Here is a 15151-nt window from a genome sequence, read left to right as displayed (position 1 = left end):
TCCGGCTGAGATGACCCGGTCCCCCGGCGCCGGGGCGTTCCCCGGCCCCCTCTCCGAGCTCGACCAGCCGCTGGCCCGGCTGCTGGGCCGGTCCACGGCCGACCAGCTCGCCCGGCAGCTCGGCGTGAGCACGATCGGCCAGCTGCTCGACTACTTCCCGCGCAAGTACATGCCCCGCGGCGAGCTCACCCCCTTCGCGGAGCTGCGCATCGACCAGCAGGTGACCATCGTGGCCGAGGTCGTCCACGCGTCCACCCGCCAGATGCGCTCCCGGCGCGGGTCCATCACCGACGTCGTGATCACCGACCGCGCCTCCTCCGACCCCCACCGCCTCTTCGAGGACGGGGACCCCGGCCCGGGACGGACCATGCGGCTGAGCTTCTTCAACGCGTGGACCGCCGCCAAGGACCTGCCCCCGGGCACGCACGCCCTGTTCTCCGGGAAGGTCGGGCTCTACAACGGCTCCGTCACCATGACCAACCCGCACTACGCCATCCTCGACCCGGACGCCCCCGAGGCGGGGGAGTCCGCCGAGGAGCGGGCGGGCCGGCCCATCCCGATCTACCCGGCCACCGCCAAGCTGACCACGGACAAGATCGCCCGCGCCGTGCACTCCCTGCTGCCGGTCGTGGACTTCGGCGCCGTCCCGGACCCCCTCCCGGAGGACATCCGGGCGCGGGAGCGGCTGATGGGCCTCGAGGAGGCCTACCGGCAGATCCACCGCCCGCGCGACACCCGCGCCCACGGCGAGGCGCGCCGCCGCTTCCGCTACCAGGAGGCGTTCCTGCTCCAGTGCGCGCTCGCCCGCCGCCGGATCGAGCTCGCCGCCCACCCCACCACGGCCCGCCCCGGGGCCCCCGGCGGGCTGCTGGGCCGGTTCGACGCCGCCCTGCCGTTCGAGCTCACCGCCGGCCAGCGCGCCGTGGGCGCGGAGCTCGCGGCCGAGCTCGCCGGCACCCACCCCATGAACCGGCTGCTGCAGGGCGACGTCGGCGCGGGCAAGACCCTCGTGGCGCTGCGGGCCATGCTCCAGGTCGTGGACTCGGGCGCGCAGGCCGCGCTGCTCGCGCCCACCGAGGTGCTCGCCGCCCAGCACCACGGCTCCGTGCTGCGCTCGCTGGGTCCCCTCGGCCGCGGCGGACAGCTGGACGGCGACCCCGACGGCACCCAGGTCGTGCTCCTCACGGGATCCATGGGCGCCGCCGCCCGCAAGCGCGCGCTGCTGCAGATCGCCTCCGGCGAGGCCGGGATCGTCATCGGCACCCACGCCCTGCTCTCCGAGGTCGTGCAGTTCGCGGACCTCGGCCTGGTGGTCGTGGACGAGCAGCACCGCTTCGGCGTCGAGCAGCGGGACCGGCTGCGGGACAAGGCCGGGCGCCCGCCGCACCTGCTGGTGATGACCGCCACACCCATCCCGCGCACCGTGGCCATGACCGTCTTCGGGGACCTCGACGTCTCGGTCCTCGACCAGCTCCCCGCCGGGCGGCAGCCGATCACGACCCACACGGTGGGCCTCGTCGAGCACCCCGGGTGGGAGCAGCGGCTGTGGCGCCGCGCCCGGGAGGAGATCGACGCCGGCCGGCAGGTCTACGTCGTGGCCCCCAAGATCGGCGACGACGACGAGCCCGCCCCGTTCTCCTCCCTCGCCGAGTCCGCCCTCGCGGCCGCGACCGAGGACGAGGCCGAGGCGGCGATGGCCTCCGTGACCTGGCTCGCCGAGCTCGTCGCGCACGAGCCGGCCCTGCAGGGCGTCCGGGCCGAGGTCCTGCACGGGCGCCTCGACCCCGCCGAGAAGTCCCGGGTGATGCAGGAGTTCGCGGACGGCGCCGTCCAGCTGCTCGTGTGCACCACGGTGGTCGAGGTGGGCGTCGACGTCCCGAACGCCACGCTGATGGTCATCGTCGACGCCGACCGCTTCGGGATCTCCCAGCTGCACCAGCTGCGCGGGCGGATCGGGCGCGGCGGCCACGCGGGGACGTGCCTGCTCGTCACCCGCCGCCCGGCGGAGCACCCGTCCCGGGAGCGGATCGACGTGGTGGCCGGGTCCACCGACGGCTTCGAGCTCGCCCGCGCGGACCTCGAGCTGCGCCGGGAGGGCGACATCCTGGGCGCCGCGCAGTCCGGGGGCCGCTCGACCCTGCGGCTGCTGCGGGCCCTCGACGACGCCGAGCTCATCGAACGCGCCCGCCGGGACGCCGTGACGATCCTCGGCGAGGACCCGCAGCTGCTGGAGCACCCCGAGCTCGCCGAGGCCATCGAGCGCTACCTCGACCCGGACGCCGAGGCGTTCCTGGACCGGGGATGACGGGGATGAGAGGAGCCGCACCGTGAGCAGGATCGTCGCCGGGGCCGCCGGCGGACTGCGGCTGCAGTCCGTGCCGGGCCAGGGCACCCGGCCCACCACCGACCGCGTCAAGGAGTCGCTCTTCGCCCGGCTCGAGGCCTGGGGCATGCTCGAGGGCACCCGGGTCCTCGACCTCTTCGCGGGCTCGGGGGCCCTGGGCTGCGAGGCCGCGAGCCGCGGCGCCGCCGCCGTGACCCTCGTGGAGCGCCACGCCCCGGCGGTGCGGGTCTGCCGGGCCAACGCCGCGGTGGTCCACCGGGCGCTGGGGCGCGACGGCGTGGTGGCGGTCCGGCAGGGCTCCGTCCGGGGCTACCTGGCCGAGCCCGGCGAGGGCCCGTGGGACCTCGTGCTCGCCGACCCGCCCTACCCGCTGCCCGAGCCCGAGCTCGCGCAGACGCTCGCGCTGCTGGCCGGGCGGCTGCGGGAGGGGGGCGTCGTCGTCGTCGAGCGCTCCTCCCGCTCCCCGGAGCCGGCCTGGCCCCCGGGGCTGCGCCGCTTCGAGCACCGGCGCCACGGCGAGACGACCACGTGGTTCGCCGAGCCCGACGAGGCCGACCCGGGCGACGAGGGCGGCGACACGGCCGGCTGAGCCGGGGCCGGCTGCGGGGAGGCCGCACGCCGACCCGGCACACTGAATACCGCACACCGAACGAACGGAGACAAGGTTCATGAAGATCACGGTTCTGGGCACGGGCTACCTGGGGGCCACGCACGCCGCGTCGATGGCGGAGATGGGCTTCGAGGTGCTGGGGCTGGACGTCGACCCGGCGAAGGTCGACGCGCTGTCCCGCGGCGAGCTGCCGTTCCACGAGCCGGGTCTGGGCGAGCTGCTGCGCAAGCACGTCGGCACCGGCCGGCTGCGCTTCACCACGAGCTACGAGGAGGCCGGGGCCTTCGGCGACGTCCACTTCGTGGGCGTGGGCACCCCGCAGCGCCCCGGCGGGTTCGCCGCGGACATGCGCTACGTGGACGCCGCCGTCGGCTCGATCGCCGCCGCCGCCACGAAGGACTGCGTGATCGCGGGCAAGTCCACGGTCCCCGTCGGCTCCGCCCGGCGCCTGGCCGACCTCGCGAAGGCCTCGGCCCGCGAGGGCGTGAACGTGGACCTCGTGTGGAACCCCGAGTTCCTGCGCGAGGGCTACGCCGTGGAGGACACCCTCTCCCCGGACCGGATGGTGCTCGGCGTGGACGGCGGCGCGGGGGAGGCCGTGATGCGCCAGGTCTACTCGCGCCAGCTCGGCGCGGGCGTGCCGCTGATCGTCACCGACTACGAGACCGCCGAGCTGGTCAAGGTCGCCGCCAACGCGTTCCTGGCCACGAAGATCTCCTTCATCAACGCCCTGTCGGAGCTCACCGAGGTCGTCGGCGGGGACATCCGCACGCTGGCCGACGCCATCGGCCTCGACGACCGGATCGGGCGGAAGTTCCTCAACGCCGGCGTCGGCTTCGGCGGCGGCTGCCTGCCCAAGGACATCCGGGCGCTGCGCGCGCGGGCCGCCGAGCTGGGCGTGGAGCAGTCGGTGCGCTTCCTCGCCGAGGTCGACGACGTCAACGTCCGACGCCGCGAGGCCACCGTCCAGGCCGTCACCACGATGCTCGGCGGCTCCGTGGTCGGCAAGCACGTGGCCGTGCTCGGGGCCGCCTTCAAGCCGGACTCCGACGACGTGCGCGACTCCCCGGCCCTGGACATCGCCGCACGCCTGCACTCGATCGGGGCCGAGGTCGCCGTGTACGACCCGAAGGCGAACGCCAACGCGGCCCAGCGCTACCCGCGCCTGGACTACGTCGACTCGCTGGAGGCCGCCGTCACGGGCGCGGAGGTCGTCGTGCTGCTCACGGAGTGGGCCGAGTTCAAGGCGATGACCCCCGAGCAGCTGGACCCGCTCGTGGCCGCCCCCCAGATCCTCGACGGGCGCAACGTCCTGTGCCCGGAGCGCTGGGAGGCCGCCGGCTTCACCTACCGGGCGCTGGGCCGCCGCGCGGTGCCCGCCTGAGCCGCCGGGGTCCCCGCGGCGGCCGGGAATAGGACGGGCCGGCTCCGCCTTGAACGGGTCGGTGATGTATCAACATCAGTCGTCGCGCCGCCGCCCGGGCACCCGCCGCGGGCGGCGGCCCCTCCCGGAAAGGCAGTGGTCATGGACCGGACAGCGGAGCACACCTACACCCTCGCCGTGCTGAGCGCGGGGCTCGGGGAGCCCTCGAGCACCCGCATGCTCGCCGACGTCCTCGCCGCCGCGACCGCGGACGCGCTGCGCGAGCGCGGCCACCGCGTGCGGACCGAGGTCGTCGAGCTGCGGGAGCGGGCGGTGGACATCGCCCACGCCTTCGTCACCGGCTTCCCGGCCCCCGCGCTGCAGGACGCGCTCGGGACGGTGCTGGACGCCGACGGGCTCGTGGCCGTGACCCCGGTGTTCAGCGCCTCGTACTCGGGGCTGTTCAAGTCCTTCTTCGACGTCGTGGAGCACCGGGCGCTCGCCGGCAAGCCCGCGCTCGCCGGCGCGACCGGCGGCACGGAGCGGCACTCGCTGGTGCTCGAGCACGCCGTGCGGCCCCTGTTCTCCTACCTCGGCCTGCAGACCGCGCCCACGGCGGTCTACGCGGCCCCGGACGACTGGGGCCGGGGCCGCGGGCCGGAGGGCGCCCTGCAGGAGCGGGCGCGGCGGGCGGGGACGGAGCTGGCGGAGCTGATGCTCCGGCGCGGCCCGGCCCGCCGGGTCGACACCGTGGGGGAGTCGCTGCCCTTCGAGCAGCTCCTCGCCAACGTCTCCCCGCGCTGACACTCCCGCGGGCCGATCTCCCCCGCGGGCCCGGCGGGGCCGGGCGCGCTGCGCGGCCGGCCCCGCCGGGCGACCCGGGCCTCAGTCCCCGTAGTGCTCGAAGATTAGGTCGTCGGTGTTCTTGTCCAGCTGCATGGAGCTGCTGTGCTGGATGAGGCGGGCCACGGTGCTGGCCTCGCTCTCCGGGACGACGAGCAGGTACTCCTCCACGCCGTCGTCGAGGGTGAGCTCGAACGTGTACGCCCCCGAGTCCCCGTCCCCCGTGCTGCTGCGGATCACGTCCACGTTCGTGACCCGGCGGATGTTCTTGCCCTGACCGGCCGGCATGATGCCTCCTTCGGAAAGTGCCCCCTGTCCGAGGCCGGGCCCGCGCCCGGAGGACCGGGTCCGCGCTGCCGCCTCGGCTGTCGAGGGCGGCCCCGCGGGACCGCCCGCCCGCACCGGTGCGCCGCTTCCTCGCCCGCCGCGGGTGAGCCTCACGCTAGCCACCGGCCCCGCCCGTGCCAACGGTGCCGGCGGTGCTTACGGTGTGTGACGGGCGCGGGCCCGCACCGCCGGGCCCGGCGGTGCGGGCTCAGGCCCGCAGGCGGCCCGCGGCCTGCTCGAGGACCTCGGTGCGCTTGCAGAACGAGAAGCGCATCCACGGGGCGTACATCTCCCGCTGCCCGGGCGAGCACAGGGCCGTGACGGGGATGCCGACCACGCCGGCCCGCTCGGCGAGCAGCGGGGCGAGCGCCGCCGCGTCCGCCACGCCGTGGCGCGCGCACAGCCCGCCGACGTCGGCCACGACGAAGAAGCTGCCCTGCGGCTCGTACGCGTGGGCCCCCGCCGCGGCCAGGCCCTCGAGCAGCACGTCGCGGCGCCGCCGGTAGTCCTCGCGCAGCCCGTCGTAGAAGGCGTCGGGCAGGCGCAGGGCCGCGGCCGTGCCGGTCTGCAGGGGCGTGGGCGCGCTGTAGGTGAGGTAGCCCTTCGTGGCCCGCACCGCCCGGACCAGCTCCGCGGGGCCCGTCACCCACCCGACCCGCCAGCCCGTGGCCGAGAACGTCTTGCCCACCGAGGAGACGGTCAGGGTGCGCTCCGCCGCGCCGGGCAGGGCGGCCAGGGGGCGGTGGCGGCCCGTGTAGCGCAGGTGCTCGTAGACCTCGTCGGTGACCACCAGGCAGTCGTGCTCCGCGGCGAGCGCGGCCACGCGGGCGAGCACGGCGTCGTCGAGGACGGTGCCCGTGGGGTTGTGCGGGTCGTTGAGGAGCACCATGCGGGTGCGGGGGCCGAAGGCCGCCGCGAGGCGGTCCGGGTCGGGGGTGAAGTGCGGGGGCTCGAGCGGGACCGTGACCAGCCGGGCGCCGGCGAACTCCACGACCGCGCCGTAGAGGTCGTAGCACGGCTCGAACGTCACGACCTCGTCGCCGGGGCGCAGGAACGCGAGCAGGCTCGCGGCCAGGCCCTCCGACGCGCCCACGGTGACGACGACGTCGGTGGCGGGGTCCAGCTCGATGCCGTAGAAGCGGCGCTGGTGCTCGGCGACGGCCTCCCGCAGGGCGGGCAGGCCCGCCACGGGGGTGTACTGGTTGCCGCCCCCGCGCAGGGCGGCGGCCGCGGCGTCGAGCATCTCCGGCGGACCGTCCACGTCGGGGAAGCCCTGGCCGAGGTTGATCGCCCCCGTGCGCCCGGCGAGCACGGACATCTCCTCGAAGATCGTCGAGGACGGCACCCCGGCGCTGTCGAGCAGCCCGCCGCCGTGGGCGATGCGCTCCCAGGGGAGGCGGGCGAGGTCCGGGGCGGCGGTGGTGTCGCGGGCGTCCATGCGGGCCAGTCTAGGCCGCGGCCCCCGGGCGGGGCGCGGCGGCCGCGCCCCTAGGATGGGGCGCATGCACCGCGCCATCTGCCCCGGCTCCTTCGACCCCATCCACCACGGCCACGTGGAGGTCGTCGCGCGCGCGGCGGCCCTGTTCGACGAGGTCGTGGTCGCCGTCTCGACGAACCCGCACAAGCGCTACCGCTTCGACCAGCGCCAGCGCCTGGCCCTGGCCGAGGAGAGCCTCGCCGGGATCGCGGGAGTCGTCGTCGAGCCCATGGGGGAGGGGCTGCTCGCGGAGTACGCGGCGCGCCGCGGGGCCGTGGCGCTCGTCAAGGGCCTGCGCTCGGGTGAGGACTACGCCTACGAGGTGCCCATGTCCACCATGAACCGCCACCTCAGCGGCGTGGAGACCGTCTTCCTGCCGGGGGACCCCCGCTTCCTGCACGTGTCCTCGACCCTGGTCAAGGAGGTCCAGGGCCTGGGCGGGGACGTCGCGCCGTTCGTGCCGGCCCCCGTGCTGCGGGCCCTCGGGGGCTGAGCCCCGCCGGGGCGCCCCGGCGCGCCCGGGGCCGGGCCCGTTTGAGTAGGGGAGGGGCGGCGCGCTAACATGGTCTGTCGGTCAGAATTTCACCAGGAGTTTGTCATCAGCCGCGAGAACAGTTCGCCCCTCATCATCGGTGTCAGGGACCTCGAGCACCGCCCGGGGACCATGCGAACCCTGGACGGAGTTGTGCCCGCGCCGAAGAACTTCGGCAACGCACTCATCGGCGCCCCGGAGGGCTCCGACATCGATCTGAACCTCCGGCTGGAGTCCGTCCACGACGGGATCCTGGTCTCCGGCACCGCTGTCGTCGCCATCCACGGCGAGTGCAGCCGGTGCCTCGACCCGATCGACTACGATGTGGACGTCGACGTGCAAGAGCTCTACCTCTTCGACGCCACCACCGTTGGTGGGGAGACCGTCGAGGACGACCAGATGTATGAAGTTCAGGACGAGACGATCGACCTCGAACCCATGCTTCGGGACGCAGTGATCACCCAGCTGCCGTTCCAACCGGTGTGCCGGGAGGACTGCCAGGGGTTGTGCGCCCAGTGCGGCGCGCGCCTGGAGGACGACCCGGAACACCACCACGAGGTGCTCGATCCTCGCTGGAGCGCCCTGTCCGGGCTGCTCGAGCAGGACACCTCGACCGAGACGACCGAACCGAGAGAAGAGAGATAGCCGTGGCTGTTCCCAAGCGGAAGATGTCCCGTGCCAACACCCGTGCACGCCGTTCCCAGTGGAAGGCGACCGCGCCGAAGCTGGTCAAGACCGTCGAGAACGGCAAGGTCACCTACAGCCTGCCGCACCAGGCCAAGGTCGTGACCGACTCCGCCGGGACCGCGCTGTTCCTGGAGTACAAGGGCCGCAAGGTGGCCGACGCCTGACCACGGTGAACCCCACCGCGAACCCTCAGGAGCTGCTGGAGCGTCTCGGCGTCGACATCGACGCCGAGACGCTCCGTCTTGCCCTCACGCACCGCTCCTACGCCTACGAGCACGAGGGGCAGGGCCACAACGAGCGCCTGGAGTTCCTCGGCGACTCGGTGCTCGGCCTGGCCGTCACCGACGAGATCTTCCACCGGTACCCGGACGACTCCGAGGGCAGCCTCGCGAAGATCCGCTCGGCCGTGGTGAGCACCCGCACGCTCGCGGAGCTCGCCCGCTCCCTCGGCGTCGGCCCGCACATCCGCCTGGGCAAGGGCGAGGTCCGGACCCACGGCCACGAGAAGGCCTCGATCCTGGCCGACACCATGGAGGCCCTGATCGGCGCCGTCTACGTGTGCTCGGGCCTGGAGCCCGCCCGCGCGTTCGTGCTGCGCCTGGTGGTGCCGCTGCTCGAGGACGGCTTCGTCGTCACCGAGGGCCGGGACTGGAAGACCGAGATCCAAGAGCTCGCCGCGGCCCGCGGCCTCGGCGGCGTCCGCTACGACGTGGAGGGCACCGGCCCCGACCACGACCGGCGCTACGAGGCCCACCTGCTGATCAGCGGCCAGGACTACGGCACCGGCACCGGGACCACGAAGAAGGAGGCCGAGCGCTCCGCCGCCGCGCAGGCCTACGCGGCGCTGGCCGCCCGCAGCGGTGTCTGAGCCCGCCCCCGGGCCCCGGAGGACCCGTGCCTGAGCTGCCCGAGGTGGAGGTCGTCCGCCGCGGTGTGGAGCGCTGGGTGGTGGGCCGCCGGATCAAGGCCGTGCAGGTGCTCGATCCCCGCTCCGTGCGCCGCCACGAGGCCGGCCCCGTCTCCTTCGCCCAGGAGCTCGACGGCGCCGTGGTCGCCGACGCGGTGCGCCGCGGCAAGTTCCTGTGGCTGCCGCTCACCGGGGCCGCCGGGCGGACCCCGCAGGAGGCGCTGCTCGTCCACCTCGGGATGAGCGGGCAGCTGCTGGTCAAGGACCCCGGGTTGCCCGACGAGAAGCACCTGAAGGTGCGGCTGAGCCTGTCCGAGCGCCCCGGCACGCCGTCCGAGCTGCGCTTCGTGGACCAGCGGATCTTCGGCGGCATGGTCCTGGACGCGCTGGTGCCCACCGGCGACGGCGCCCCCGGCGGCCGCTGCGCCACGGACGTGCCCCTCGTGCCGGCGCGCGCCGCGCACATCGGCCGCGACCCCCTGGACCCCGCGTTCGACGCCGACGGCCTCCACGACCGGCTGCGCCGGCGCCGCACCGGGCTCAAGCGGGCGCTGCTGGACCAGTCGCTGGTCTCCGGGATCGGCAACATCTACGCCGACGAGGCGCTGTGGCAGGCGCGCCTGCACTGGGCCCGGCCCACGGACACCCTGCGCCGGACCGAGACGCACCGGGTGCTCGACGCGGCCCGCGCTGTGATGGAGCGGGCCCTCGCGGCCGGCGGGACGAGCTTCGACTCCCTCTACGTCAACGTCAACGGCGAGTCCGGGTACTTCTCCCGCTCCCTCAACGCCTACGGGCAGGCGGGCCGGCCGTGCCCGCGCTGCGCGGCCGAGGGGCGCACCGCGCTGATCGTGCGGGAGCAGTTCATGAACCGCTCGTCCTACCGCTGCCCGCACTGCCAGCGCACCCCGCGCAACGCCCGGTTCTGAGCCGGGGCCGGGTGCGGGCCCCGGCTCAGGCGCGGTCCGCCGCCGTGGAGCCCGTGGCCGGCACCGGGGCGGCGTGCGCGCCCAGCGGGTGCGTCCGGTAGTACTCGGCGAGCCGCTGCATGCCCTCCTCGACGGTCACGGAGGGGGCCCAGTCCAGGACCTCGCGGGTGTGCTGCTGGTCGAACCAGTGCGCCGTGGACAGCTGCTCGGCGAGGAACGCGGTCATGGGCGGCTCGTCCTGGCCCGGGCGCAGGGCCCAGATCCTCTCGATGACCTTCCCGGCGAACCGCGCCAGTCCGCCCGGCACCCGGCGGGTCGGCGGCTCCACGCCGCCGGCGCGGCACATGCCGGTGAGGATCTCCGCCACGGTGCGCGGCTGGCCGTTGGTGACCACCAGCGCCTGCCCGTGGGCCCACTCGATCCGCTCGAGCGCCCGCACGACCGCCTCGGCGGCGTTGTCGATGTAGGTCGTGTCGATCAGCGCGGCGCCGTGGTCGAGCAGCGGCATCCGGCCCCGGCCCGCGCGGTCGAGCACCCGCTCGACGAGCTGGGTGTCGCCGGGGCCCCACACGATGTGCGGGCGCACGGCCGTCACGCGCAGGTCCCGGCCGTCCGCCTCGAGCGCCAGCAGCTCCGCCGCGGCCTTGGACCGGGCGTAGTCGCCGCGGGCGTGCTGCGGGTCGGCGGGGCGGGCGGGCTCGCCCACGATGGAGACCCCGGCGTGGGCCACGGAGGGGGAGGACACGAACACGACGTTCTGGGCGCCGGCCCGCTTCGCGGTCTCCAGGATCACCCGGGTGCCGGTGACGTTGGTCGTCACGAACTCGTCCCAGTGCCCCGCGAAGGAGACCTTCGCGGCGAGGTGGACGACGTCGTCGACGCCCTCCAGGGCCCGCGCGACGGCGTCGGGGTCCGCGACGGAGCCCAGGACCTCCTCGACGTTGGGCTGGTCGGCCAGGGGCGCGTGCCGGCGCTGCAGCAGCCGCACCGTCCAGCCGCGGGCCGCGAGCCGGCGGGCCACGTGCTCGCCGAGCATCCCGGAGGCGCCGGTGACGAGGACCGTGCGCCCCTCGCCGGTCAGCTCCCGGGGCCCCCGCTCGACCTCGTGGCTGCCCGTGTCCGTACGGGGGGCGCCCTCCACGACCGTGGCGTCGTAGGCGGGGACCTCGTCGTGCGCGGGGCTCTTGCGGTGCTTGGCGTTCACGGGTTCCTGATCCTTCCTCCGGCCAGGGCGGCGTCGGCCCACCCGGCCAGCAGGGTCCGGTCGATCTTGGAGTTGTGCCGGATGTCGGTGGGGTGCTCGGGGAGCACGAGCACGGCCGCGAGGTCCAGCCCGGTGGCCTGCCGCACGGCCTCGCGCACGGCGCCGGCGAGCAGGGGGTCGGCGAGGCCGGGCCGGGGGGCGGGCGGGACGGTCTCGGCGACGGCGACGGGCACCTGCGCCCCGGCCGGGCCCACCCCCACGACGGCGACGCGGCCGACGCCGGGCACCGTCCGGGCCGCGTGCTCCGAGGCGACGGGCGTGAGCACGCCCTGCGAGGCCACGATCACGTGGGCGAGGCGGCCCTCCACCCACAGCCGGCCGGCCGCGTCGAAGTGCCCCACGTCGCCCGTGCGGTGCCACCCCGCGAGCTCGGTGCTGCGGTGCTCGGTGAACCACAGGCGGTCGTAGCGGTCCTTCACGTGCGGGGCGCGGGCCACGATCTCGCCGGTGGTCCCGGCCTCGGTGGTGACCTCGTCCGTGGGGGTCCCGTCCGGGCGCAGGGGGGTCACCCCCAGCGCGGCCCCGTGCACCGCGGTGCCCACGCACACGCCGTTGCCGGTGCCGGCCCGGCGGATCGTCCCGAGCGTGACGTCGGTCAGCGGCAGGGCCTCCGTCATGCCGTAGGGGGTGTGCAGTGCCGCGGCGGGCATCAGCTCCTGCAGCTGCGCCAGGAGGGGCTCCGGCAGCGGGGCGCCGGCGGAGAGCATCAGCTCGACGGAGCCCAGCGCGCTGCGCTGCCCGGGGTCGAGCTCGCCCTGGGTGGCCAGGACGTTGGCGATGGCCGCCGGGGAGAGGAAGACCGCGGTCGCCCGGATCGCGGCGGCCGCGTCGGCCAGGGCCCGGGCGGTGAGGGTCTTCGGCGCGGTGACGTCCATGTCGGGGGTCACGGAGGTGGCCCCGAGGGCGGGGCCGAGCAGGGCGAAGGGCGCGAAGCCGGCCACGAGCCCGGTGCCGGCGGCGAGGCCGTACGTCCCGCGCACCGCGTCCCGCATGGCCGAGAGCTGGCGGTGGGTGTACACGACGCCCTTGGCGGGGCCGGTGGACCCGGAGGTGAACAGGATCGCCGCGTCCGCGTCCGGGGCGGGGGCCGGCAGGTCCGCGCGGGGGGCGGTCTCCAGCAGCCGGGGGACGGTGTGCGCGACGCCGAGCGCCCGGCGGGTCACGGGGTCGAGGGCCTCCAGGGAGATCCGGGTGCCCGGCCAGCCCAGGGCGCGCCCGGCGACGAGGGCCTTGCGGATGCCCACGAGCCACGCGGGGGTCGCCCCCTTGAGGGCCCGGGTGAGGCCCTTGGCGCCCAGGCCGGTGTCGGCCACGACGATCACGGCCCCGATCCGCAGGCAGGCGTAGATCAGCGCGGTGAGCTCGGAGCCGGGCGGGACCATGAGGTTCACGCGGTCGCCGGGGCGCACCCCCGCGGCCGCGAGCCCGGCCGCGAGCCGGTCCACCCGCTCGGCGAGCTCGGACCAGTTCAGGCTCGCCCGCACCGGGGGCACGCGCGCGCCCGCGCCGGGGTCCTGCGGGGAGGGCGCCATGTCGACGACGGCGAGGCCCGGGTCGGCCCGGCGCTCGGCGAGCTGGGCGTGGAACGGGACGTGCGGGTCCTCGGCGTGGGCGCGGCGCTGCTGGTGCAGCTCGCGGCGGGTGGGGCCGGGGCCGAAGCGGTCGGCCAGCCAGGCCATGACCGGGGTGGCGATGTCCCGGGACTCGGCCACGAGGTGGCTGGCGCCCTCGAAGCGGTGCACGTCGGCGTGCGGGACCCGGCGCACCAGGTCGGTGAGGTAGCGCTCCTGGAACACGGGGTCCCCGATGCCCCACAGGAACAGGGCCGGGACCTGCAGCCCGGCCACGCCGGCGGCGATCTGCTCGAACCGGGCGTGGGAGGGGTGGTCGGCCGGGACGGGGATGTCGGCCACGAACGTGCGGATCGCCGCGCGGCGCTCCCGGGTGGCGTAGGGCGCGAGGTAGGCCCGGCGGACCTCCGGGCTCAGGGGCGGGTCGGCCAGCCGCAGGGTCACGTCGAGGAACGCCGTGGTCGTCTCCGTCAGCAGCCCGTGGGCGGCGGGGGCCAGGGCCAGGCGCAGGGCGGCGGGGATCTGCTCGGCGCCGTCGTGGTGGACGGCGGTGTTGGTGAGGATCGTGCCCCGGTGCACCTGCGGGTGCTCGAGGGCCCACCCGGAGGAGATCAGCCCGCCCCAGTCGTGGGCGAGCGTCACGACGGGGCCGGGGCCGTCGTCGAGGCCCAGGGCCGCGGTGAGGTCCGCGAGGTCCCGCACGCGGTCGTCCAGGCGCCGGGTCAGCCCGGTGCGCTCGGAGAAGCCCATGTCCAGCTGGTCCACGGCGACCACGCGCCACGGGTTGGCGGGGTCCACCCCGGCGGCCAGGACGGTGCGCCACAGGTACGACCACGTCGGGTTGCCGTGCACCGCCAGGACGGTGCCGCGGGGCGTGAGCCCGGCCGCCTCGAGCGAGGCGGCGTTGTCCAGCAGGTGCCAGCTCCGGGGCCGGCCCGGGACCGGCTCGACGGGGGCCGTGGAGGGCACGGAGAGGATGCGGGACCACGCCGGGTCCACGCCCGGCAGCGGCACCTCCGTCATGGGCAGCCGGGCCGGCCCCGGCCCCTCCTGCTGCGCGGTCGTGGACGGTCGTGGACGGGCCATGGGCGTGGTGCTCCTCACGGGTGCGGTCGAGCGGGGGAGGTCGGGCGGGGCGGTCGTGCGGCGTGCGGTGCTCAGCGCCGCGGGCTCACCACTCGATCTCCATGTACGTCGAGTTCAGCCCCGAGCCGACGCCCAGGCACAGGACGCGCTGGCCGGCCTCGAGCCGCTCGGCCTCCAGGGCGAGGGTCATCGGCAGCGCGGCGGCGGCCACGTTGCCCCAGAACGGGAACGTCAGCGGGAAGCGCCCGGGGTCGATCCCGACGTCGTCCAGCAGCTTGTTCGTGTGGGACGTCGAGACCTGGTGGGCGATGTAGCGGTCCATGTCCGTCCAGTCCCAGCCGTCGGCGTGCGCGTCGTGCCAGGCGTCCACGAGCAGGCCCACGCCGTGCTTGAGCAGCCCCGTGGCATCGGTGTACATGCCGTCGAAGCCGCCGATGCACAGGCCGTGGTGCTCCGTGGCGGAGCGGGCCACGGAGCCCACGATGCGGTGGCCCTCGGGGTGCCGCTCGGCCGGGCCGACGACGGCCGCGGCCGCGCCCGCGCCCAGCGTGAGGGTGGCGAACTCGCGCACCACCTGGTCGCGGGTCACGTCCGGGGCCTGGAGCCGCTCGTAGGTCTCCCGGTGCCAGGGGCTCGGGTCCTCCCCGGCGATCACGACGGCGTACTCGACGGCGCCCGAGTCGATCATCGTGGAGGCGATCGTGAGGGCGTTGACGAAGCCCAGGCACGCGTTGGTCACGTCGAAGGTCAGGGCGGAGGGGGCCAGGCCGAGGCGGTGGTGCACGGACACGGCCACCGCCGGCTCGTAGCCGTCTCGGGTCACCGAGGCGTTGATCAGCAGCCCCACCTGGTCCGGGCGGATGCCGGCCTGGTCCAGGGCGGCCTGGCCGGCCTCCACGGCGCCGTCGGTGAAGTGGCGTCCCGGGGCCCACTCGCGCCGCTCCTTGACGCCCGCGAGCCGTACCAGCAGCCCCTTCGGCATCTTCAGCCGCGCGAACGTGTCCGAGAGGATCTCGTCGGCGCGGGAGGAGGGGACCACCTCGTCCGCCTCCACCTTCGTGATGGCGAGCAGAGCGGCGTTGCGGTGGCGGATCGTGGAGTTACCGGTCAAGGTCTCTGGCTTTCGTTCGGGGCTCGTCGACGGTCCGGCCCGCCGGTGGAGGGCACCGCGGCGGAGGGCGGACGGGTGGTGCTGGTCGCGGTCAGTCTAG

The 15151-nt window shown here is 75.4% G+C and carries 14 protein-coding genes; 9 read left to right on the top strand and 5 right to left on the bottom strand.

Translation table 11 applies throughout. From position 1 onward, the window contains the following. Positions 1-10: 10 nt before the first annotated feature. The 4 genes from M3185_RS01485 to M3185_RS01470 all read left to right on the top strand — a co-directional run bounded on the left by M3185_RS01485 (position 11) and on the right by M3185_RS01470 (position 5121). Complete coding sequence (locus tag M3185_RS01485) at positions 11-2305, top strand: ATP-dependent DNA helicase RecG (protein WP_251331906.1); 2295 nt, start codon at positions 11-13, stop codon at positions 2303-2305. A 22-nt stretch (positions 2306-2327) separates the two neighbouring features. Beyond that, positions 2328-2933 (top strand): 16S rRNA (guanine(966)-N(2))-methyltransferase RsmD, encoded by a 606-nt coding sequence (gene rsmD, locus M3185_RS01480; RefSeq protein WP_251331905.1) that lies wholly within the window; start codon positions 2328-2330, stop codon positions 2931-2933. Between the two features lie 79 nt (positions 2934-3012). Beyond that, on the top strand, positions 3013-4338 hold the full coding sequence (locus tag M3185_RS01475; protein WP_251331904.1) for a UDP-glucose dehydrogenase family protein: 1326 nt from the start codon (positions 3013-3015) through the stop codon (positions 4336-4338). Between the two features lie 141 nt (positions 4339-4479). Further along, the gene (locus M3185_RS01470) at positions 4480-5121 is read left to right on the top strand and encodes an FMN reductase (protein ID WP_251331903.1); all 642 of its coding nucleotides are present in this window, start codon (positions 4480-4482) and stop codon (positions 5119-5121) included. An 81-nt stretch (positions 5122-5202) separates the two neighbouring features. Here the strand turns inward: M3185_RS01470 and M3185_RS01465 are convergent, their stop codons facing one another. Next, complete coding sequence (locus M3185_RS01465; protein WP_251331902.1) at positions 5203-5448, bottom strand: hypothetical protein; 246 nt, start codon at positions 5446-5448, stop codon at positions 5203-5205. A gap of 247 nt (positions 5449-5695) precedes the next feature. Beyond that, positions 5696-6925: an aminotransferase class I/II-fold pyridoxal phosphate-dependent enzyme gene (locus M3185_RS01460; RefSeq protein WP_251331901.1), complete on the bottom strand. Its 1230-nt coding sequence runs from the start codon at positions 6923-6925 to the stop codon at positions 5696-5698. 64 nt (positions 6926-6989) lie between these two features. Between M3185_RS01460 and coaD the strand changes: the two genes are divergently transcribed. The 5 genes from coaD (at position 6990) to mutM (ending at position 10019) form a co-directional block, all read left to right on the top strand. Beyond that, the gene (gene coaD / locus M3185_RS01455) at positions 6990-7457 is read left to right on the top strand and encodes a pantetheine-phosphate adenylyltransferase (RefSeq protein WP_251331900.1); all 468 of its coding nucleotides are present in this window, start codon (positions 6990-6992) and stop codon (positions 7455-7457) included. Between the two features lie 171 nt (positions 7458-7628). After that, the gene (locus M3185_RS01450; RefSeq protein ID WP_374238451.1) at positions 7629-8141 is read left to right on the top strand and encodes a YceD family protein; all 513 of its coding nucleotides are present in this window, start codon (positions 7629-7631) and stop codon (positions 8139-8141) included. Between the two features lie 2 nt (positions 8142-8143). Next, entirely contained in the window at positions 8144-8347 is a 204-nt protein-coding gene (gene rpmF / locus M3185_RS01445) for a 50S ribosomal protein L32 (RefSeq protein ID WP_031282896.1), read from the top strand. A gap of 5 nt (positions 8348-8352) precedes the next feature. Next, on the top strand, positions 8353-9051 hold the full coding sequence (gene rnc, locus M3185_RS01440) for a ribonuclease III (protein WP_251331898.1): 699 nt from the start codon (positions 8353-8355) through the stop codon (positions 9049-9051). 26 nt (positions 9052-9077) lie between these two features. Continuing rightward, positions 9078-10019 (top strand): bifunctional DNA-formamidopyrimidine glycosylase/DNA-(apurinic or apyrimidinic site) lyase, encoded by a 942-nt coding sequence (mutM, locus tag M3185_RS01435; RefSeq protein WP_251331897.1) that lies wholly within the window; start codon positions 9078-9080, stop codon positions 10017-10019. Between the two features lie 25 nt (positions 10020-10044). Here mutM and M3185_RS01430 read toward each other — a convergent pair whose 3' ends face one another. The 3 genes from M3185_RS01430 to M3185_RS01420 all read right to left on the bottom strand — a co-directional run bounded on the left by M3185_RS01430 (position 10045) and on the right by M3185_RS01420 (position 15051). After that, positions 10045-11223 (bottom strand): NAD-dependent epimerase/dehydratase family protein, encoded by a 1179-nt coding sequence (locus M3185_RS01430; protein ID WP_251331896.1) that lies wholly within the window; start codon positions 11221-11223, stop codon positions 10045-10047. Further along, a complete protein-coding gene (locus tag M3185_RS01425; protein WP_251332072.1) occupies positions 11220-13877 on the bottom strand; it encodes an alpha/beta fold hydrolase in 2658 nt (885 codons plus the stop codon). The genes M3185_RS01430 and M3185_RS01425 overlap by 4 nt, the downstream gene beginning before the upstream one ends. A gap of 148 nt (positions 13878-14025) precedes the next feature. Then, positions 14026-15051, bottom strand: a complete 1026-nt coding sequence (locus M3185_RS01420) for a 3-oxoacyl-ACP synthase III (RefSeq protein WP_251331895.1) — start codon at positions 15049-15051, stop codon at positions 14026-14028. Positions 15052-15151 lie beyond the last annotated feature (100 nt).

Source organism: Kocuria rosea (genome assembly GCF_023715525.1).
GTDB lineage: Bacteria > Actinomycetota > Actinomycetes > Actinomycetales > Micrococcaceae > Kocuria > Kocuria rosea_A.
Note: the sequence above shows the minus strand (reverse complement) of the source record. Positions and strands in the feature narration are given on the sequence as shown.